This is a genomic window from Streptomyces sp. NPDC002817 (assembly GCF_053592055.1).
This window is the reverse complement of sequence record NZ_JBSFUY010000022.1, coordinates 151,493-169,969: the sequence shown is the minus strand read 5'-3', so window position 1 is coordinate 169,969 and position 18,477 is coordinate 151,493. Positions and strand designations below refer to the sequence as shown.

Genomic DNA, 18,477 nt, shown 5'->3' with positions numbered 1-18,477 from the left:
AAGTACCACCACCACGAGATGACCTTCTCCATGGTGTACGCCTACAGCGAGAACTACGTCCTGCCGATCTCCCACGACGAAGTCGTCCACGGCAAGCAGTCGCTGGTGTCGAAGATGCCCGGCGACTGGTGGCAGCAACGCGCCACCCACCGCGCCTACCTCGGCTTCATGTGGGCCCACCCCGGCAAACAGCTCCTCTTCATGGGCCAGGAGTTCGCCCAAGGAGCGGAGTGGTCGGAGCCCGACGGCCCGGACTGGTGGCTCCTCGACCCCGGATACAGCGCCGAGCCCGATCATCGCGGGGTGCGGGACCTGGTCCGCGACCTGAACACCGTCTACCGCGGGACGCCCGCTCTGTGGCAGCGGGACACGGACCCCGCCGGATTCCGGTGGATCGTGGGAGACGCGGCCGACGACAACGTCTTCGCCTTCCTGCGTCTCGACGCCGAAGGAACCCCCCTCCTCGCCGTCTCGAACTTCTCCCCCGTCGTCCGCCACGACTACCGGCTGGGCATCCCGGGGGACGTCCCCGCCTGGCAGGAGGTCCTCAACACCGACGCGGAACACTACGGCGGCGGTGGCGTCACCTGTCCCGATCCGGTGAAACCGGAGGACGGTGTCCTACGGCTCACGCTGCCGCCGCTCGCAACCGTGTGGCTGTCTCCCGTGTGATCAGCCATCTCCTGGGCAGTCGGGGCGTACGACCTCGTTGTCGCGGCAGAAGGGCGGCTTCACGTGCGCACCGTCGGAGTGGAGGAGGAGCTTCTCCTGGTCGCCCCGGAGACCGGCGAACCACGAGCGCTGTCGGCCGCGGTGCTCGCCCGTGCCGCGCACGACGGCACGAGCGGTGACGTCTTCGAGGAGGAGCTCCACAACCAGATGCTCGAGTTCGCCACCCATCCCCAGTCGGAGATGGCGGAACTCGCTGCGGAGATCGTCCGCTGCCGCAAGGAGGCGGCCCGGCACGCCGGGGAGATCGGCTGTGCCGTCGTCGCGCTCGCGTCGTCGCCGCTGCCGGTCAGTCCCTCGGTCGGCATGGGGCGGCGCTACCAGTGGATGGCGGAGCAGTACGGCATCACCAGCAATGATCTCGTCCTGGGGTGCCATGTCCATGTGTCCGTCGAGTCCGACGACGAGGGCGTCGCCGTGATCGACCAGATGCAGCCCTGGCTGCCGGTGCTGGCGGCGCTGAGTACCAACTCCCCGTTCTGGCAGGGTGAGGACACGCGGTACAGCAGTTATCGCAGTCGGGTGTGGCAGCGGTGGCCGTCGACCGGTCCGACCGAGGTGTTCGGCTCGGCCGAGTGCTATCACCGGCGGGTGGCGGACATGGTGGCGACCGGTGTGATCCTCGACGAGGCGATGATCTACTTCGACGCCCGGCTGTCCCGCCAGTACCCGACGGTGGAGCTCCGGGTGGCGGACGTCTGTCTGCACGCGTCCACGGCCGCGCTCATCGCGACCCTCGCCCGCGGGCTCGTCGAGACGTCGGCGCGTGAGTGGCGCGCGGGCCGAAAGCCGTGGGGACACAGTGTGAGCCTGCTGCGGCTGGCCGCCTGGCGGGCCGCCCGGTCGGGCCTGACGGAGGAGCTGCTGCATCCGGTGACCATGCGACGGCTGCCCGCGGAGACGGTCGTACGGGCACTCCTCGACCACGTCGGCGACGCACTGGCCGAGACCGGCGACCTCGAGCGGGCGCGGGAAGGCTGTGCCGAGTTGTTGCGGCGCGGAAACGGCGCGCGCGTCCAGCGGGAGCTGATGGCGCGGACCGGGAGCCTGCGGGAGGTCGTCACGGAGTGCGTGCGCCACACGCAGGAGTAGAACGGTCTCCGGGGCCCCGGCCCCTCCGAGATCATCACGTCGGACCTAGTTGTCGAATACCTGCATCGAACGCGCTCACCTCGGCTAGATTCGGGCACCGCCGATAACAGTTCTCATCGGTGGAGTCACACCCCGTACACATCAGGAGCAGCGCATGCGCGACCTCGCCCTCGCTCCCCCGTCCGTCTCCCCACTGACGGGCGGACTCGCCGACACAGTCTTCGAGACGGCCGCCCGCAACCCCACCCAGCCCATGCTCGCGCGCCGTCCCGACCCCTCCGCCACGACCTGGGAGGAGGTGACAGCCGTGGAGGTGCGGGACGAAGTCGTCGACCTCGCCAAGGGCCTGGTCGCCTCCGGGATCGCCCCAGGCAACCGCGTGGCGATCATGGCGCGCACCCGGTACGAGTGGACGGTTCTCAGCCATGCGCTGTGGGCCGTCGGCGCCGAGGTCGTGCCCATCTATCCGACGTCGTCACGCGATCAGGTCGCCTGGATCCTGCGGGACGCGGACTGTGTCGGTGTGATCGTCGAGGACGAGCAGAGCGTGATGACGGTCGGCTCGGTGTGCGCGTCGCTGCCTCGGCTGCGCCACGTCTGGCAGTTGGACGACGGATCACTGGAACAGCTCGTGAAGCGGGGCGAGTTCATCCCGTTCACCACGGTCGAGTCGCTGCGTCGCATCGTGATGCCGGACTCCACCGCGGCCGTCGTCTACACCTCCGGCACCACCGGTCGGCCCCTGGGCTGCGCGGTGAGCCACCGGGGTCTGGCGAGCGCCTGCGACATCCTGCTGGAGGGGTGGGGCCACACGGTGGTGCCACCGGGCGGGCAGGGCTCGGTCCTCGCCTTTCTGCCCTTCTCCCATGTGTACGGCCTGCTGGTGCAGAGCCTGTGCATCCGCGGCAGTCTGGTGATGGCCCACGAGCCCGATCTGAGCTCCGAGACGTTGTCGGCGTCCCTGCTCTCGTTCCGGCCCACCTACTTCTGCGGCGTGCCCTCGCTCTTCGAGAAGATCTACAAGAACTTCCTGCGGATGTCCCAACAGGCGGGCCGCGGCGCCCTGTTCGAACGGGCCGCGGAGACGGCACGGGACTTCGCGGCGGCCGTCGAACGCCATCGGCTGGGACTGGGACCGGGTCCCGGCCTGGATCTGCGGCTCCAGCACGCGCTGTACGAGCGGACGGTGTACCGCAGGCTGCGGGCCGCGCTGGGTGGCCGTGTGCTCCGCGCGGCCTCGGGCGGGTCACCGCTGGGCCGCGAACTCTGTCTGTTCTACGAGGGCATCGGCATCTACGTGAACGACGCCTACGGGCTGACGGAGACGAGCGGCGGTGTCACGGCACAGCCCGTGGGCCGGGAGAAGTCGGGCACGGTCGGCCGGGCCCTGCCGGGCACGGACATCCGGCTGGCCGAAGACGGGGAGATCCTGGTGCACGGCCCTTCGGTGTTCCAGGGATACGTCAACGACGAGGCCGCCACCCGGGCCGCGCTGGGCAGCGGATGGCTGGCCACGGGCGACCTCGGGCAACTGGACACCGAGGGCTATCTCACGATCACCGGCCGCAAGAAGGACGTCATCATCACCAGTGGCGGCAAGAGCGTGGCGCCGGCCTTCCTGGAGCAGCGGCTGCGTATGCATCCGCTCATCCATCAGGCGGTCATCGTGGGTGACAACCGGCCCTGTGTGGGTGCCTTGATCACCTTGGACCCGGAGTTCCTCGCGCACTGGCGCGGAGGGCTCGCGATGCCGGGTGACGCACCGAGCCGGGAGGCGCGCGAGGAGAACGCGCTGCGGGAGGAGATCGGGCGCGCGGTGGCCGCGGCGAACAGTTCCGTCTCCCGTTCGGAGTCCATCCGCGTGTTCCGGGTTCTGCCGGAGTCCTTCGACCGCACCAGCACGCTGCTCACCCCGTCGATGAAGCTGCGCCGGGACGCGATCGTCGAGCACTACGCGTTCGAGATCGACGCGATGTACCAGGCACGCTCGCGCGCCCCGCGACAGCAGCCGGCCGAGGAGGTCACGGGCTGGGACGACTCCGACAACGTGTTCCGGTGACCCGGTCGGGTCCCGGGAGTCCGATTGACCTCAGCGCCCCCGGGAACTCGCAGAAGTGGCGCACACGAAGAGCGCCGTACAGGACTGGCACACGAACCAGGCAGGAAGCACCATTGGCCTCCGTGGAGATCCCGAGTCGCACCACGAGTTTTGCGGGTGAGCCGCAGAGCGTCACAGCTGCGCGGATCGCCGCGGACGAGTTCCTGTACGGGCTCGCACAAGCCTCGCCACCCGCGACGCCCGAGCACTGGGACGACATCCTGCTCGTCGTCACGGAACTGGCCGCCAACGCCGTCCAGTACGCCCCGGGCCCCTTCGACCTGTCCATGCGCCGCACCTTCGACGGCGTCCATGTGACGCTCCACGACACGAATCCCACCCCGCCGGCCCCGCGCTCCTTTCACCCGAGCACCGGCGGTGGCGGTGTCGGCTGGCATCTGATCCACGCCCTGTGCGACCAGGTGAGCGTGGTGACGGAGAGCAGTGGCAAGGACGTGCACGTGTTTCTGCCCTGGTGAGACACACGACATTCACTCTCAGCCGGTGCGCGGACGCACCGTGACGGGCATGGTGGTGCACGACGCTGTCGTCTGCCTGCCGCCCCGGCTGGCGGAACGGCTTGAGGCACGGTGGGATCGATGTTGCGAAGCGGAGATCCAGGGCAGGCGAACGGCGTCCGACTCGGACCGCCGGAGCCGCAGAAGGGAAGAAAGACCGTGACACAACCCAGGATCCTGGTGGTTGGCGCAGGCTTCGCCGGCGTGGAATGCGTTCGCCGGCTGGAACGCAAACTCGCCCTCGACGAGGCCGACGTCACGTTGGTGACGCCGTTCGCCTACCAGCTCTACCTTCCGCTGCTCCCCCAGGTCGCCTCCGGGGTGCTGACGCCCCAGTCGATCGCCGTCTCGCTGCGCCGCAGCAAGAAGTACCGCACCCGGATCATCCCGGGCGGTGCCATCGGCGTGGACCTCAAGTCCAAGGTCTGCGTCATCCGCACCATCACCGACGAGATCGTCGACGAGCCGTACGACTACATCGTGCTGGCCCCCGGCAGCGTCACCCGCACCTTCGACATCCCCGGACTCACCGACCACGCGTTCGGCATGAAGACCCTCGCCGAGGCCGCCTATGTCCGTGACCACGTCATCGCACAGCTCGACCTCGCCGACGCCAGCCAGGACGAGGCGGAACGTGCCTCGCGGCTGCAGTTCGTGGTGGTCGGCGGCGGCTACGCGGGCACCGAGACCGCGGCATGCCTGCAGAAGCTCACCCACGCCGCCGTCAAGCGTTACCCGCGCATCGATCCGGGGCTCATCAAGTGGCACCTGATCGACATCGCGCCCAAGCTGATGCCCGAGCTGGGCGACAAGCTGGGCAGCACCGCACAGCGGATCCTCACCAAGCGCGGCATCGAGATCTCGTTGGGCACCTCCATCGCCAAGGCGGGCCCCGAGGAGGTCACCTTCACCGACGGCCGGGTGGTCCCCACCCGCACCCTGATCTGGACCGCCGGCGTGGTCGCGAGCCCGCTCATCGCCACGCTCGGCGCGGAGACGGTCCGGGGGCGGCTCGCGGTCACCGCCGACATGAACCTGCCGGGCCACGACGGGGTGTTCGCGCTCGGCGACTCCGCCGCGGTGCCCGACGAGGCCAAGGGCGAGGAGGGCGCGGTCTGCCCGCCCACGGCCCAGCACGCGATGCGGCAGGGCAAGCACGTCGCCGACAACGTCATCGCCACCCTGCGGGGGCAGTCGACGACGCCGTACCGCCACAAGGACCTCGGTCTCGTCGTCGACCTCGGCGGCAAGGACGCCGTGTCCAAGCCGCTCGGCATCGAACTGCGCGGTCTGCCCGCCCAGGCCGCGGCCCGCGGCTACCACTGGGCGGCGCTGCGCACCAACGTCGCCAAGGTGCGTGTCGCGACCAACTGGACGCTCAACGCGCTCGCGGGCGACGACTTCGTGCGCACCGGCTTCCAGGCCCGCAAGGCCGCCAAGCTCCACGACTTCGAGTACACCAACTCGTATCTGACGCCGGAGCAGGTCCAGGCGCATGTCGAGGGGACGGACCGTCAGGAGTAGTCCGCCCGGGGTGCGAGAGACGGGTCGTCCGGGGCGGGCGCGGCTGCGGGATCTGGTGGCCGCGTCCGACCCCGGACTGCTGCGGCTGGCGGCCGGGCTGCGGACGGTGGGCGCCATCGCGCTCACGCTGGCCGTGCTCGGGCTGTTGGGGGCCGAGGTGCCCCATCTGGTGGCGGGGGCGATCTCGGCCATGGTCGCCACCTTCGCCATCCGGGAGAAACAGCGCGCCCGGCAGGCCGTCACCCTCGCACTGGGCCTGCCGGTGGCGCTGGCCGCCGTCACCCTCGCCGCACTGCTGCGCTCCCATGTGGTGGCCGGTGACCTGTTCTTCGTCGCGTTGATCTTCTGCGCCGTCTACGGGCGCCGGTACGGCGACCGGGGCACCGCGCTCGGACTGATCGGGTTCCAGGTCTACTTCGCGTCCCTGTTCGTCGGCGCGACCGTCTCCGCGCTGCCACAGCTCTACGGCACTCTCGTCGTCGCCTTCCTGGCCAGTGCCGTCGCGCGCTTCGCGCTCGTGCCCGAGACGCCCACCGGGATGCTGGAGCGGCTGCGGGAGGCGTTCCGGGCCCGGCTGGCCCAGCTGGTGGCGACGCAGCTGGAACTGCTGGACGCGGCGGGCCCGGAGGAGGTGGAGAAGGCCCTGGAGCATGTGCGCGCCGGCACGGCCCGGCTGCACGAGACGGCACTGATGATCCAGGGCCGGCTGGAGGAGGGGACCGCCGACGAGGCGGTGGCGCGGCTCGTGCAGCGGCGCGTCGCGGACGCCGAGGTCGCCGCCGAGCGGCTCGGCCTGTTGCTGCTGACCGCGCGCAGCGCCGAGCGGGCGGACACACTGACCCTGCATCTGCCGGGTGCGCCCGTTCCGCGGGCCGGGACGCTGCCCGTACGGGACGCGGCGACGGACACCGTGCGGCGCGACCTTGAGGCGCTGCGGCTGCTCGTCCTGCGGCCGGTCTCCACACAGCCCGGCACGGGACTCTCGCATGTGCGCAACCGGCTGCTGGGCTACCGGGACGAGGAGAACCTGCCGGCCGCGCCACCGGCCGTCCAGGACGTCTTCCGGGGCATCGGTGAGGCGGCGCGCGCGGTACTGGGGCTGCGGATCGCTCTCGACGGGCCGCAGGACGAGTCCGACGACAGCCCGGCCACGACCCGTTCGCGTGAGGAGCTGGACGCCGAGGACGCGGCCATCGACGCCGGTGAGGAGCCTGCCGAGGAGGCGCCGGCGGGGTTGCGGCGGCCCACGACACGGGCGGCCGTGCAGGTCGCGGTGGGGTCTTCGCTGGCCATCGTGGGCGGTGAGCTGCTGTCCAGTCAGCGCTGGTACTGGGCGGTGCTGACCTGCTGGATCGTGTTCATCAACACCGCCTCCACGGGCGAGATCCTGGTCAAGGGCTACCGGCGGCTCCTGGGCACCGTGCTCGGGGTGGTGGCCGGCATCGGGCTGGCGGGGCTGGTCGGCCACCACACCTGGACGGCGTTCGCGGTGGTGCTGGTCTGCGTCTTTCTGATGTTCTACACCGCGCCCCTGTCGTACACGCTGATGTCGTTCTTCGTCACCGCCGCGCTGGGCGTGCTGTACACCCTGCTGCACACGTACAGCCTGTCGGTGCTGGTACTGCGGGTGGAGGAGACGGCGCTCGGCGCGGCCTGCGGGGTCCTCGCGGCGGCGCTGGTACTGCCGGTGCGCACGGACCGCCGTACGAACGACCTTCTGGTCGCGGTGCTGGACCGGCTCGCGGACGTCACCGAGACGGCGGTGGACCAGCTGAGCGGCGGGCCTCCGGCCGAGCTCCTCGACAAGGCCCGTGACCTGGACCAGGCACTGGCCGACCTGCGGGCCGCCACCCAGCCGCTCACCCACCCCGTCACCCCGTTGCGGGCCCGGCGGGACACCGCGCGGTATGTCGTCGCGCTGCTGGAGACCTGTGCGTACCACTCGCGTTCCCTGGCCGCGACGGCCGAGCTGTTGCCCACCCACCCGTCGATCGCGGCGGATCCCCGGCTCCGTGGCGCGGGACGGCGCATCCTGAGCAACATCGGTGCGACCGCTGCGCACGTGGCGGACGAGCGGTCCACCGACGAGGTCGAGACGGGGCCGAGCATCGCCTCCGTGCTGGAGTCCGCCGTCCCCGGGGCACCGCGCTTCGGCCGGGTCACCGACCGGGTGCTGCGGCATCTCCAGCGGCTGGACGAGGGTGTGGTGGGGCTGGCTCGGCCGCTGCGGGTACCGGTGGCGCGGCCGAAGGGCTGACGCCGGGCCGGCTCACACCCTGCGCCAGCGTGCCATCGCGAAGGAGAACAGGCCGAACAGCACCAGGCCGACCGCCACCAGGGCCAGCAGCCAGGGGCCGAGCGGGGTCTCGGCGAAGGAACGGAGCGTGTCGTCCAGGCCCTTCGCCTTGTCGGGTTCGTAGTCGACTGCGGCCCGTACGGCGAAGGCACCGGCGGCCGCGAACACCAGCCCGCGGGCCGCGCCGCCGCCCACCCCGGTCACGTCCACCAGCCGCCGCACCCGCGGCGACATCTCGCCGAGCTTGAACTTGTCTCGGTAGGAGCGCATGACGGCCCGGGCCGCGAGCCACACACCGGCGACGGCGATCCCCACACCGGCCGCACCGACGATCCACTGCCCGGCGGGCAGGTCCAGCACCTTCGCCGTGACGTCCTTGGACTGCTTGTCGCTCGATCCGCTGCCACCGCCGCTCGACCCCGAGCCCGCCGCGAACGACAGCACGGAGTAGGCGACGAACGCGTAGAACACGAACCGGGCCAGCGCCAGCAGGCGCTTCTTCGCCTTGCGTCCGTCCGGGCCGACCGAGCCGAACAGCACCTCCGACAGCCGCCACAGCGCCATGCCGACCAGGCCGATGGCCAGGGCCCACAGCAGGACGGCACCGAAGGGCTTGTCCGACAGCTCGGCGAGCGCGCCGCCGCGGTCCGCCTGGCGTTTCCCGTCTCCGAAGGCGATCTGCAGGGCCAGCAGGCCGACGAGCAGATAGATCACGCCGCGTGCGACGAGTCCCGCCCTGGCGGCACCCTCCGTCGCGGAACGGCGCGTCGAACGCCGGACCCCGATCCGGCCGGTCCGTGCGCTGACAGTCGGGTTCATCTCGACCTCCCGCACTCCGACTGCCCCGGTCACGGCCATGCACACCCCACGGGTCTACGGCTGGGCGCTCCCGTTGCCCAGGGCGTGCAGGTACTCCAGGGCGTCCAGGACCACCGTGCGCTCGTGCCAGGCGATCCATCGGCCGGCCTGCGCGCCCACCACTTCCAGCACCTTGAGCTGCGCCGCCGTCAGGTCCCCGATGGTGTGGTCGACGTGGGCCGACACCATGCCCACGCACAGTCCGGACGAGGTGGTCAGCGGCACGCTGTGACAGGCCAGGCTGCCCGCCGCGAGGATCGCCTCGCGGGCGGACGTGGTGAAGACCGGATCCGTCTCGACGTCGTGCACGGTGACCTGGGCGACGTCGCGTGCGGCCTGCGCACAGGACGTGCCGTGCTCGCCGACATGGCCGAAGAAGTCGACGAAGTCGTCCGTGAGTCCGGTGTGCGCCTCGATGCGCAGGCCGCCCCTGACCCGGTCGACGAGCTGGACGTTCCCCATGTCTGTGCCGACCACCGCGAGCGTCTGGCTCAGTACGGCCTTCAGGACGGCGCCGCGGTTGCCGGGCCCGACCTCCTGTGCCGCCGGGAAGCTCAGGGCGGGCTGGGCGAGTCGGGCGCGCCGCGGGAACCACAGCGCTTCCCGGGCGTCCGGGCGCGGAGCCGACAGCAGGGTCTCGGCCAGGGTGCGCATCTTGACGTTGAACCGCTGGGACGCCAGCCGCATCAGAGTGAACGCCCGGTCCGCGTCGGACAGGGCATACCGCTCGCGCAGCATGCCCTGGGCCTCCGCGATCAGGGCGTGGGCGCGGGCCCGGGCACGCAGATCGCGCACCTCGGCCCGCAGCCGTCGGTACTCGTCGTGGTCCGCTCCGTCGTCTGTGGCTGTCTGTCCGGGCTCCGTCATAGGGCTCCTCAGTTCCTGGTCACCGGAACAGACACGTGCCCGCATACGGCCCGGTCACTCAGGCTCCGGCGCGTTCTCCCAGCGCCTCGGCGCGCACCCGGGCGCAACTGCGGCTGATCAGACGGGAGACGTGCATCTGGGAGATGCCTAGCTGGTCGGCTATGCGGCTCTGTGTCATGTCCTCGAAGAAGCGCATGTAGAGGATGGCTCGATCACGTTCGGGCAACCGGCGCAGCCCCGCCTTGGCGGATTCCCGGTCGACCACGGTGTCGTACGAGGAGTCGGCCGCGCCCAGGGTGTCGGCGAGGCTGTATCCGTCCTCGTCGGAGGAGAGTTCGGCGTCCAGGGACAGCGTGCTGAAGCTCTCCAGCGCCTCCAGTCCCGTGGCGACCTCGTCCTCGGTCAGGCCCGTGTGGGCGGCGAGATCCGCGACGGCGGGTTCGCCACTGCCGGGCGTCTGGGTCAGCTCGCGGCGGGCGACCCGCACCTTGTTGCGGAGCTCCTGCACCCGGCGGGGCACGCGCAGGGCCCACATGCGGTCACGGAAGTGCCGCTTGACCTCTCCCGTGATGGTCGGCACCGCGTAGCTCTCGAAGGCGCCGCGCTCCGGGTCGAAGCGGTCGACCGCCTTCACCAGGCCCAGGGCCGCCACCTGTCGCAGATCCTCGATGGACTCGCCGCGCTCGCGGAAGCGGCCGGCGATGCGGTGGGCCATGGGCAGCCAGGCGGTGACGAGTTCGTCGCGTACGGCCTCCCGCTCGGGGCCTTCCTCCAGGACGGCCAGCCGGGCGAAGAGCCCCGCGGTGTCGGGAGCGTCGTCGTGGCGCCGTCGGGCGGCCGTGGTGGTGAGGGCGTCGGGACGGCTTGTCGTCATGTCGATTGGCATGCGGAATCGCTCCTGAACGGTGGTTTCAGGGAATTGCCGCGGGAACGGACCGCCGGCCGGACACCGGACGTGGGCCCTGCAGCAGCCATGTCGCTCCCGCTGGCGCGCCTCCGGTCCGAAGCACGAAACTGCGTCTGCCCTCACCCCCGGGGACCAAACTCCGCTTCGGCCCCGGAAAACCGGCCGACTGTCAGGACAGGGGCACGACGGCGGTGATGCACTTGCCTCCGGCGGGCAGGTCGGTGACCCGTACATCGCGTGCCAATCGGCACACGATGGGCCAGCCGAGTCCGCCGATTCGGCGGCGCCCGCGCAGGTCGAACGATTCCGCGGCCACGGGCAGCGCGTCGCTGCGGTCGCTCACCGAGACCCGTACACCGGGCTCGCCCACATCGACACTGAAGTCGGTGACTCCGCCGCCGTGCAGGATCGCGTTGGTGGTGAGCTCCGAGGCGACGAGCAGGGCGTCTCCCAGGGCTTCGCGGTCGCAGCTCGTATGGGTGACGCGGCAGCGTTCGGCCACGGCGCGCTCGACTGCGCGACGCGCCTCTGCCGGTTGGCACGGTCGGCGGCACCGCTCGACGGATTCGGTCCTGTGCTTCTCGCACATCCCTGGGCTCCCTGAATCGGTGGGGGGGGCAAGCCAGGGCGCTCGCGGACAACACGGCATTCGCGCCTGGCGGCAGCGGATCCGTCACACTCCGCGAGCACCGCAGGTCTCTATCCCTTCGGCTCACCTCTCCGAGCCGCGTCAAACCTCGTGGACGCGGGCCATCCGAAGTCATATGCGGGGTACCCGGGTGACATGACGGATGTCGTGGATGCAGACGAACTGTTGCGGCGCATGCGGCGCGCCCGGGCCTGTGCCCTGGAGGAGGAGCGTGCCTGGCGGTCCCGCAGCGACGCCCTGGGACCGAGCGACCCGGAGGGCTCGCGCGACGCGGCCGTGCGGACGCTGACCTACGAGGCGGTCCTCAGGGTGCTGGACGAGATCCTGACGCCGGGCAGGCAGCCCGGGACGGCCGAGCGCTCCGATTGACGGCCGCACTCCCGGGCACCCGGCTCGCCATGACTGTGGATCACACCGGGGCACCGGTGCTCGAAACGCTGGACGACCACCACCGCCAGGGCCGACTCTCCTGCACACCGGCCGGACACAAGCAGGCCCGGGGTGCCGGTCCGTCGGTACGGGAGGTCCTGGGCGACTCGGGTGTTCCTCGGTGACGTCCTGGCGCCGTACGGCAGTTACGCCGACCTGGGGTCCGTCGCCGAGGTCTGCCACCGGTACGGGCGCCCGCTGATCGTGGACCCGGGATCCCGGCCGACCCGAGTGAAACGGGTCACGTGCCCGGCTTTCGTATACGCAAAATGCTCGGAGATGGTTTACGGTTCATCCATAGGTCGTCATGGAGTCGACGGTATACGTCCTTCATAGATCACCTCTGATACGGCCCTGGCTGGCCTCCCCCGTCCAGCCAGGGCTTTTTTCATGCCCGCGTGACGACGGCACCGGAAGTGTCCGCCGCCGAGGTGCCCTGGTCGTCCGCAGCGGCTGAAATGGGCGTAGGGAAAGCACCGGAACCGAATCGCCGGCGAGGAGCCCCGCGTCATGACCAAAGCGACGAAACTGCTGACCGCCCTGCCCCCGCCCCAGCGGGCACGCCTGATGGCCCTGGCCCAGGAGGTCTCCTTCGCCGAGGACACCCGGATCTTCGAGCCAGGAGGGACGGCCGACCGCTTCTGGGTGCTCCGCTCGGGCGCGGTCTCCCTGGACCAGGAGGTGACGTCCCTGCAACGGGTGACCGTTGCCAGTCTCGGCTCGGGGGATCTGCTCGGCTGGTCGTGGCTGTTCCCGCCGCATCAGTGGGACTTCGGCGCGGTGGCCTTCAGCCCCGTGCGGGCCTACGAGTTCGACGCGGCGGCGGTGCTCGGTCTGTGCGAGGAGGATCCCCAGCTCGGCCTGACCCTGGTGCGCAGCGTCGCCGAGATCCTGGCGTACCGGCTGGAGACGACCCGCGGCAAGCTGCTGGAGCAGTACTCGATCTCCCGGCGCGCCCGCTGACGGGTCAGACGCGGTAGCGGCGCAGCGCCGGTACGGCGGCGGCCAGGCCCAGCATCACGACCACGACGAGGAGGCCGCCGCCCGCGACGGCCGCGCGCGTCCCGAAGGCCGAGCCGGCGGTGCCGTGCAGGACGTCGGCCAGGCGCGGTCCGCCCGCGACGACGACCGTGAAGACGCCCTGCATACGGCCGCGCATCTCGTCGGTGGCGGCGGACAGCAGGATCGCCCCGCGGAAGACCATGGAGACCATGTCGGCCACCCCGGCCAGGGCGAGGAACGCGACCGCGAGCCAGAGGCTGTCGCTCAGCCCGAAGCCGGTGATGGCGGCGCCCCAGGCGACGACCGCGCCGATGACCATCCAGCCGTGCCGACGGGCCCGGGAGAACGTGCCGGAGAACAGTCCGCCCAGCACGGCGCCGATGGGGATCGCCGCGAACAGCAGGCCGAGGGCGAGGCCTTCGCCGTACGGGGCGTAGGTCTCCGAGGCCAGCTGCGGGAACAGGGCGCGCGGCATGCCGAGGACCATCGCGATGATGTCGGCGAGGAAGGACAGCAGCAGCACCTTGTGCAGCGAGATGTACCGGAACCCGGCCGCGATCTCCCGCACTCCCGCGCGGCGCTTGGTCTGCGACGCCAGCGGCGGCAGCGCGGGCAGCTTGTAGACCGCCCACACCGTGACGCACAGCGCCAGGGCGTCGATGAGATACAGCTCCGGCAGACCGATGACCGGGATCAGGGCGCCCGCCAGGAGCGGGCCGACCACCTGCCCGGTCTGCATGACGGTCGAGCCGAGGGCGTTGGCGGCGGTCAGCTCGTCCGCGGGCACGAGCCGGGCGATGGAGGCGTTGCGGGCCGGTGCGTTCAGGCCCCAGAACGCCTGCTGCATCGCGAGCAGGACCATCAGCAGGGCCACGGACTCCTGGCCGGTGACGGCCTGTATCCAGAACAGCAGCGAGGTGACGGCTATCCCGCTGTTGGTGAGGAACAGCAGCTTGCGGCGGTCCATGCTGTCGGCGATCGCGCCGCCCCACAGGGCGAACACCATGAGCGGGAGCAGCCCGGCGAGGCTCGCGTAGCCGACCCACGCGGAGGAGCCCGTGATGTCGTAGATCTGTTTGGGCACCGCGACCGCGGTGAGCTGGCTGCCGACGGCCGTGACGATGGTCGACGTCCACAGCCGGCGGTAGGCCGGGCGGCGCAGCGGACGGGTGTCCATCGCGAGCCGGCGCCAGCCGCGCCGGGCCGGCTCCTCCGCGGGGGCCGTCGACTGCTCTTCGGTGCTGCTCTCGCTCGCGTCCACGGGCTTCCTGGTTGGTCGTTACATCTTTCGGAACCAGGGTGCACTATGACAGCTCCGTCCGAGCATGCGGGACCCGCAATCCCAGCTTGCGGACAGGGTGTTGCTCAGGCCCCGGCGATCAGCATCCCGCCCATGGTGATCATCGTCGCGGCGACCAGCCCGTCCAGGACGCGCCAGGCCGTGGGCCTGGCCAGGAAGCGGCCCAGCAGTCGGGCGCCGAAGCCCAGTGCCGCGAACCAGCACAGGCTGGCGAGCACGGCGCCGAGCCCGAAGGTCCAGCGCAGTGCGCCGCGGTCGGCGGCGACGGAGCCGAGCAGGAACACGGTGTCCAGGTAGACGTGCGGGTTGAGCCAGGTCAGCGCCAGACAGGTCAGGACGGCCCGCTTGCGGGAGCCCGCCGCCTCGCCTTCCGTGCGCAGGGCGCCGCCGGCCGGCCGGAACACCCGGCGGGCGGCGAGGGCGCCGTAGCAGAGCAGGAAGACGCCGCCGATCCAGCCGACCGCGGTCAGCGCGTCCGGCCACGCCACCACCACCGCTCCCAGTCCGCCGACGCCCAGGGCGATCAGGGCCGCGTCCGAGAGGGCGCAGATACCGACGACGGCGAGCACGGAGTCGCGGCGGACACCCTGGCGCAGGACGAAGGCGTTCTGGGCGCCGATGGCGACGATGAGCGAGAGGCCGGTGCCGAATCCGGCGGCAGCGGCGGCGAGCGAAGCGGTCATGGCATCGACGCTAGGCGGACGGCGATCTGGAGTACAGCTAAAGATTCTTACGTATCATTAGTGCTCGTGATGACAGAGCTTCCCCTCGACCAGGTGCGGACCCTGCTGGCGGTGGTCGACGAGGGCACCTTCGACGCGGCCGCCGCGGCCCTGCATCTGACGCCGTCGGCGGTGAGTCAGCGGGTCAAGGCCCTGGAGCAGCGCACGGGCCGGGTGCTGCTGGTGCGTACGAAGCCGGTGCGGCCCACCGAGTCGGGCGAGGTGATCGTGCGGTTCGCGCGACAGCTGGCGCGACTGGAGCGGGACGCGCGGGCCGAGCTGGGCATGAGCGCGCCCGGGGAGTCGACGCGGGTGTCGATCGCGGTCAACGCCGACTCGCTGGCGACGTGGTTCCTCCCGGCGCTGAACCGGGTTCCGGACGGGTGCCGGCTCACGTTCGAGCTGCACCGCGAGGACGAGGAGCACACGGCGGCACTGCTGCGGGAGGGGCTGGTGATGGCGGCGGTGACCTCCTCGCCGGACGCCGTGTCGGGCTGTTCCGCGCGCCCGTTGGGGCGGATGCGGTACTTCGCCGTGGCGAGCCCGGAGTTCGTCGAGCGGTGTCTCCACGGTCCGCTGCGGGACGCGCTGGCGGAGGCGCCCTCGGTGGCCTTCGACCGTCGTGACTCCTACCAGGACCGCTTCGTGCGGAGCCTGCGCCGCGGCCGGGGCGGTGCGAGTCCCGCCCGCCACTACGTCCCCACCTCGGAGGGGTTCGTGGCGGCCGTCGCGCTGGGCCTGGGCTGGGGCATGGTCCCCGACGTCCAGGCCGAGCCCCTCCTGGCCACGGGCCGTCTGGTCCACCTCGCGCCCGACCACCCGATGGACGCGCCCCTGTACTGGCAGCAGTGGAAGCTGGACTCGCCCGCACTGGCGACCGTGGCCGAGGCGGTGGCCGCCGCGGCGGCCGAGGCGCTCACCTCCTAGGCGTCAACCTCGCACCTCCGAGGTACCGGGCGGCCCGGTCCCGGAGTCACCGTGGTGACTCGACGGGAGGAGAACACCATGCTCACCAGGACCAAGGCGGCACTCGCCGCCCTGCTCGCCGTACCGGCCCTCACGCTCGGCTTCGCCGGCGAGGCGCAGGCCGACGGCTACTGCGGAGCCGGCCGCGTCTGCATGTGGGAGGACGGCAACTACGAGGGCAGCCGGTATGTCGACGTCGTCGCGGGCGGTCCGTACGACATCGACGGCTGGAACGGCGACAACGAGATCAGCAGCATCGACAACGCCTCCGACGACTACATCGTGATGTACGACAACGACGACCTCACCGGCTTCCTCGGCTGTGTCCAGCCGCACCAGCGCATCCCCGAGCTGTGGCGCAACGACGAGATGGAGAGCTTCATCGCCCGCTCGTTCTGCTGAGCAGCGCGGCCAGTCGGGCCTCGGCGCTGTCCAGCAGCATCTCCAGCGCCGTCGGATAGGCGCTGTCCACCATGCGCCCCGCCAGCAGGGGTGCCGCCTCCGCGATCCGGGGATGCGTGGTGCGGGGCAGGTGGGCGTAGGTCGAGCGCCACATGTCCTCGTCGGCGTGGAGCGCGGCGCTGGGCAGGGCCAGGGAGGCGGCGTCGAGGGCGGCGAAGGCCAGGGTCTGGTCGATGAAGGCGTGGTAGATGCGCACCGTGTCCGCCAGCGGGAAGCCGGCGGTGCGCAGCACGTCGAGGACCGCCTCGTCGGCGGCGAGTTCGTTGGGCCGCCCGGTGACCCGGTTCGTGGTCAGCACGGCGGCCTGCGGATGGGCGAGGTAGGCGGCGTGGAGGCGCAGCCCCACCGCGCGCAGGTCCGCCCGCCACCGCCCCGTCGGCTCCCAGCCCCGCAACGCCTGTCCGATCAGGGCGTCGCCGATCGCCAGGGTCAGGTCGTCCATGCCGCGGAAGTAGCGGTACAGGGTGCTGGGGTCGGCGTCCAGGGCCAAGCCCAGGCGGCGGGCGGTGAGCCCGGTGCTGCCGTGTTCGCGCAGCATCCGCAGCGCGGTCTCGACGATCAGCTCCTCGGACAGCACGGTGCCGCTCTTGGTGGGGCGGCGCCGGCGCCGCTTCTCCTCGGGTACGACCGCTTTCGGCATGCCGCTCCTCCTTATGCCAACGCCATTGACCTTATGTGAGCGGGCGGCGTTGTATCTCCGTCAGGGGCCCCACCGACGTCTTGGACCTTCGACCGACGGAGTGCTTGTCATGCGTGTACTGCTCGTGGGTGCCGGTGGAGTGGGCACCGCCATCACCCGGATCGCGGCCCGGCGGCCGTTCTTCGAGGCGATGGTGGTGGCGGACTACGACCTGGCCCGCGCCGAGGCCGCCGTGGCGGCCCTGGGCGCCGAGGGAGCCCGCTTCCGGGCCGAGCGCGTCGACGCGAACGACGAGGCGGCCGTGACGGCGCTGCTGGAGCGGCACGCGTGCGACGTCCTCCTCAACGCGACCGACCCCCGCTTCGTGATGCCGCTGTTCCGGGCTGCCCGCGCGGCCGAGGCGACGTATGTCGACATGGCGATGTCGCTGTCGCGACCGCACCCCGAGCGCCCCTACGACGAGTGCGGGGTCAAGCTCGGCGACGCCCAGTTCGAGGAGGCGATCGGCTGGGAGAAGGCGGGGGTGCTGGCGCTCGTCGGCATGGGGGTGGAGCCGGGTCTGTCGGACGTCTTCGCCCGGTACGCGGCCGATGAACTCTTCGACGAGATCGAGGAGATCGGCATCCGCGACGGTGCGAACCTCACCGTGGACGGCTACGACTTCGCACCGTCCTTCAGCATCTGGACCACCATCGAGGAGTGCCTCAACCCGCCCGTGGTCTACGAGGAGGACCGCGGCTGGTTCACCACGCCGCCGTTCAGCGAGCCAGAGGTGTTCGACTTCCCCGAGGGCATCGGCCCGGTGGAGTGCGTGAACGTCGAGCACGAGGAGGTACTGCTCGTTCCCCGCTGGGTCGACGCCAAGCGCGTCACCTTCAAGTACGGCCTGGGCGAGGAGTTCATCCAGACGCTGAGGACGCTGCACCTGCTGGGTCTGGACCGCACGGAGCCGGTCACCGTGCCGAGCGCGAGCGGACCGGTCCAGGTCTCGCCCCGGGACGTGGTCGCCGCCTGTCTCCCCGACCCGGCGACGCTGGGCGAGCTCATGCACGGCAAGACCTGCGCGGGCACCTGGGTGAAGGGCGTCAAGGACGGGGCGCCGCGCGAGGTGTACCTGTACCACGTGGTCGACAACCAGTGGTCCATGGCGGAGTACGGCTGCCAGGCGGTGGTGTGGCAGACGGCGATCAACCCGGTCGTCGCCCTCGAACTCCTCGCCACGGGCGCCTGGTCGGGCTCGGGCGTCCTCGGCCCGGAGGCCTTCCCCGCCGGTCCCTTCCTGGATCTGCTGACCGCGTACGGCTCCCCGTGGGGGCTGCGCGAGCAGTGAGCCCGAATTTCCCAGGGCTCCGTTGTTTCACTCACGCATCGACAGGTGACCCGAAAGCGAGTAAGCCATCCGCGAGGGCACGGACGAC

The 18,477-nt window shown here is 71.1% G+C and carries 18 protein-coding genes and 1 pseudogene; 12 read left to right on the top strand and 7 right to left on the bottom strand.

Going from position 1 to position 18,477, the window contains the following annotated elements; genetic code table 11:
- The 6 genes from ACWD3I_RS33205 to ACWD3I_RS33180 all read left to right on the top strand — a co-directional run.
- Nucleotides 1-672: alpha amylase C-terminal domain-containing protein (locus ACWD3I_RS33205; RefSeq protein WP_365395705.1), on the top strand; the 672-nt coding region annotated here is incomplete at its 5' end.
- A 63-nt stretch (nucleotides 673-735) separates the two neighbouring features.
- Nucleotides 736-1,821: a glutamate--cysteine ligase 2 gene (locus tag ACWD3I_RS33200; RefSeq protein WP_365395708.1), complete on the top strand. Its 1,086-nt coding sequence runs from the start codon at nucleotides 736-738 to the stop codon at nucleotides 1,819-1,821.
- A 154-nt stretch (nucleotides 1,822-1,975) separates the two neighbouring features.
- On the top strand, nucleotides 1,976-3,880 hold the full coding sequence (locus ACWD3I_RS33195) for an AMP-dependent synthetase/ligase (RefSeq protein ID WP_365395711.1): 1,905 nt from the start codon (nucleotides 1,976-1,978) through the stop codon (nucleotides 3,878-3,880).
- A gap of 113 nt (nucleotides 3,881-3,993) precedes the next feature.
- The gene (locus ACWD3I_RS33190; protein WP_365395714.1) at nucleotides 3,994-4,398 is read left to right on the top strand and encodes an ATP-binding protein; all 405 of its coding nucleotides are present in this window, start codon (nucleotides 3,994-3,996) and stop codon (nucleotides 4,396-4,398) included.
- 219 nt (nucleotides 4,399-4,617) lie between these two features.
- Entirely contained in the window at nucleotides 4,618-5,961 is a 1,344-nt protein-coding gene (locus ACWD3I_RS33185) for an NAD(P)/FAD-dependent oxidoreductase (protein ID WP_365395966.1), read from the top strand.
- Nucleotides 5,933-8,218 (top strand): FUSC family protein, encoded by a 2,286-nt coding sequence (locus tag ACWD3I_RS33180; RefSeq protein WP_451084251.1) that lies wholly within the window; start codon nucleotides 5,933-5,935, stop codon nucleotides 8,216-8,218. The genes ACWD3I_RS33185 and ACWD3I_RS33180 overlap by 29 nt, the downstream gene beginning before the upstream one ends.
- A gap of 12 nt (nucleotides 8,219-8,230) precedes the next feature.
- On the opposite strand, the gene ACWD3I_RS33175 is transcribed toward ACWD3I_RS33180, so the two are convergent.
- The 4 genes from ACWD3I_RS33175 to ACWD3I_RS33160 form a co-directional block, all read right to left on the bottom strand.
- Nucleotides 8,231-9,076 (bottom strand): DUF1206 domain-containing protein, encoded by an 846-nt coding sequence (locus tag ACWD3I_RS33175; RefSeq protein ID WP_365395719.1) that lies wholly within the window; start codon nucleotides 9,074-9,076, stop codon nucleotides 8,231-8,233.
- 54 nt (nucleotides 9,077-9,130) lie between these two features.
- Nucleotides 9,131-9,982, bottom strand: coding sequence for an ANTAR domain-containing protein (locus tag ACWD3I_RS33170; RefSeq protein WP_365395722.1), 852 nt, complete (start codon nucleotides 9,980-9,982; stop codon nucleotides 9,131-9,133).
- A 58-nt stretch (nucleotides 9,983-10,040) separates the two neighbouring features.
- A complete protein-coding gene (locus ACWD3I_RS33165; protein ID WP_365395725.1) occupies nucleotides 10,041-10,868 on the bottom strand; it encodes a SigB/SigF/SigG family RNA polymerase sigma factor in 828 nt (275 codons plus the stop codon).
- Nucleotides 10,869-11,058: 190 nt separating this feature from the next.
- Complete coding sequence (locus ACWD3I_RS33160) at nucleotides 11,059-11,478, bottom strand: ATP-binding protein (RefSeq protein WP_365395728.1); 420 nt, start codon at nucleotides 11,476-11,478, stop codon at nucleotides 11,059-11,061.
- A gap of 195 nt (nucleotides 11,479-11,673) precedes the next feature.
- Between ACWD3I_RS33160 and ACWD3I_RS33155 the strand changes: the two genes are divergently transcribed.
- The 3 genes and pseudogenes from ACWD3I_RS33155 to ACWD3I_RS33145 all read left to right on the top strand — a co-directional run bounded on the left by ACWD3I_RS33155 (nucleotide 11,674) and on the right by ACWD3I_RS33145 (nucleotide 12,930).
- The gene (locus tag ACWD3I_RS33155; RefSeq protein ID WP_365395731.1) at nucleotides 11,674-11,907 is read left to right on the top strand and encodes a hypothetical protein; all 234 of its coding nucleotides are present in this window, start codon (nucleotides 11,674-11,676) and stop codon (nucleotides 11,905-11,907) included.
- A gap of 29 nt (nucleotides 11,908-11,936) precedes the next feature.
- Nucleotides 11,937-12,111 (top strand): annotated as a pseudogene (locus ACWD3I_RS33150) (ornithine decarboxylase); the annotation flags it as partial.
- Between the two features lie 366 nt (nucleotides 12,112-12,477).
- A complete protein-coding gene (locus tag ACWD3I_RS33145) occupies nucleotides 12,478-12,930 on the top strand; it encodes a cyclic nucleotide-binding domain-containing protein (RefSeq protein ID WP_365395734.1) in 453 nt (150 codons plus the stop codon).
- A 4-nt stretch (nucleotides 12,931-12,934) separates the two neighbouring features.
- Here ACWD3I_RS33145 and ACWD3I_RS33140 read toward each other — a convergent pair whose 3' ends face one another.
- Complete coding sequence (locus ACWD3I_RS33140; RefSeq protein ID WP_365395736.1) at nucleotides 12,935-14,230, bottom strand: MFS transporter; 1,296 nt, start codon at nucleotides 14,228-14,230, stop codon at nucleotides 12,935-12,937.
- 104 nt (nucleotides 14,231-14,334) lie between these two features.
- Nucleotides 14,335-14,952 (bottom strand): LysE/ArgO family amino acid transporter, encoded by a 618-nt coding sequence (locus ACWD3I_RS33135; RefSeq protein ID WP_365395739.1) that lies wholly within the window; start codon nucleotides 14,950-14,952, stop codon nucleotides 14,335-14,337.
- Nucleotides 14,953-15,021: 69 nt separating this feature from the next.
- Here ACWD3I_RS33135 and ACWD3I_RS33130 point away from each other — a divergent pair, with 69 nt between their 5' ends.
- Both ACWD3I_RS33130 and ACWD3I_RS33125 read left to right on the top strand, forming a co-directional pair.
- Nucleotides 15,022-15,918: a LysR family transcriptional regulator ArgP gene (locus tag ACWD3I_RS33130; protein ID WP_365395742.1), complete on the top strand. Its 897-nt coding sequence runs from the start codon at nucleotides 15,022-15,024 to the stop codon at nucleotides 15,916-15,918.
- Nucleotides 15,919-15,996: 78 nt separating this feature from the next.
- Nucleotides 15,997-16,359 carry a peptidase inhibitor family I36 protein gene (locus ACWD3I_RS33125; protein WP_046263424.1) on the top strand — a complete coding sequence of 121 codons (363 nt, stop codon included), beginning with the start codon at nucleotides 15,997-15,999 and terminating at the stop codon, nucleotides 16,357-16,359.
- On the opposite strand, the gene ACWD3I_RS33120 is transcribed toward ACWD3I_RS33125, so the two are convergent.
- The gene (locus tag ACWD3I_RS33120; RefSeq protein WP_365395746.1) at nucleotides 16,337-17,059 is read right to left on the bottom strand and encodes a TetR/AcrR family transcriptional regulator; all 723 of its coding nucleotides are present in this window, start codon (nucleotides 17,057-17,059) and stop codon (nucleotides 16,337-16,339) included. The genes ACWD3I_RS33125 and ACWD3I_RS33120 overlap by 23 nt on opposite strands.
- Before the next feature lie 109 nt (nucleotides 17,060-17,168).
- Here ACWD3I_RS33120 and ACWD3I_RS33115 point away from each other — a divergent pair, with 109 nt between their 5' ends.
- Complete coding sequence (locus ACWD3I_RS33115; protein WP_365395749.1) at nucleotides 17,169-18,389, top strand: saccharopine dehydrogenase family protein; 1,221 nt, start codon at nucleotides 17,169-17,171, stop codon at nucleotides 18,387-18,389.
- Nucleotides 18,390-18,477 lie beyond the last annotated feature (88 nt).

Bases quoted from the DNA above. Each gene is read 5' to 3' on its own strand.
- ACWD3I_RS33195 (WP_365395711.1), top strand. From the start codon at position 1,976: ATGCGCGACCTCGCCCTCGCTCCCCCGTCCGTCTCCCCACTGACGGGC.
- ACWD3I_RS33180 (WP_451084251.1), top strand. From the start codon at position 5,933: ATGTCGAGGGGACGGACCGTCAGGAGTAGTCCGCCCGGGGTGCGAGAG.
- ACWD3I_RS33175 (WP_365395719.1), bottom strand. From the start codon at position 9,076: ATGAACCCGACTGTCAGCGCACGGACCGGCCGGATCGGGGTCCGGCGT.
- ACWD3I_RS33170 (WP_365395722.1), bottom strand. From the start codon at position 9,982: ATGACGGAGCCCGGACAGACAGCCACAGACGACGGAGCGGACCACGAC.
- ACWD3I_RS33165 (WP_365395725.1), bottom strand. From the start codon at position 10,868: ATGCCAATCGACATGACGACAAGCCGTCCCGACGCCCTCACCACCACG.
- ACWD3I_RS33160 (WP_365395728.1), bottom strand. From the start codon at position 11,478: ATGTGCGAGAAGCACAGGACCGAATCCGTCGAGCGGTGCCGCCGACCG.
- ACWD3I_RS33155 (WP_365395731.1), top strand. From the start codon at position 11,674: ATGACGGATGTCGTGGATGCAGACGAACTGTTGCGGCGCATGCGGCGC.
- ACWD3I_RS33145 (WP_365395734.1), top strand. From the start codon at position 12,478: ATGACCAAAGCGACGAAACTGCTGACCGCCCTGCCCCCGCCCCAGCGG.
- ACWD3I_RS33135 (WP_365395739.1), bottom strand. From the start codon at position 14,952: ATGACCGCTTCGCTCGCCGCCGCTGCCGCCGGATTCGGCACCGGCCTC.
- ACWD3I_RS33130 (WP_365395742.1), top strand. From the start codon at position 15,022: ATGACAGAGCTTCCCCTCGACCAGGTGCGGACCCTGCTGGCGGTGGTC.
- ACWD3I_RS33125 (WP_046263424.1), top strand. From the start codon at position 15,997: ATGCTCACCAGGACCAAGGCGGCACTCGCCGCCCTGCTCGCCGTACCG.
- ACWD3I_RS33120 (WP_365395746.1), bottom strand. From the start codon at position 17,059: ATGCCGAAAGCGGTCGTACCCGAGGAGAAGCGGCGCCGGCGCCGCCCC.
- ACWD3I_RS33115 (WP_365395749.1), top strand. From the start codon at position 17,169: ATGCGTGTACTGCTCGTGGGTGCCGGTGGAGTGGGCACCGCCATCACC.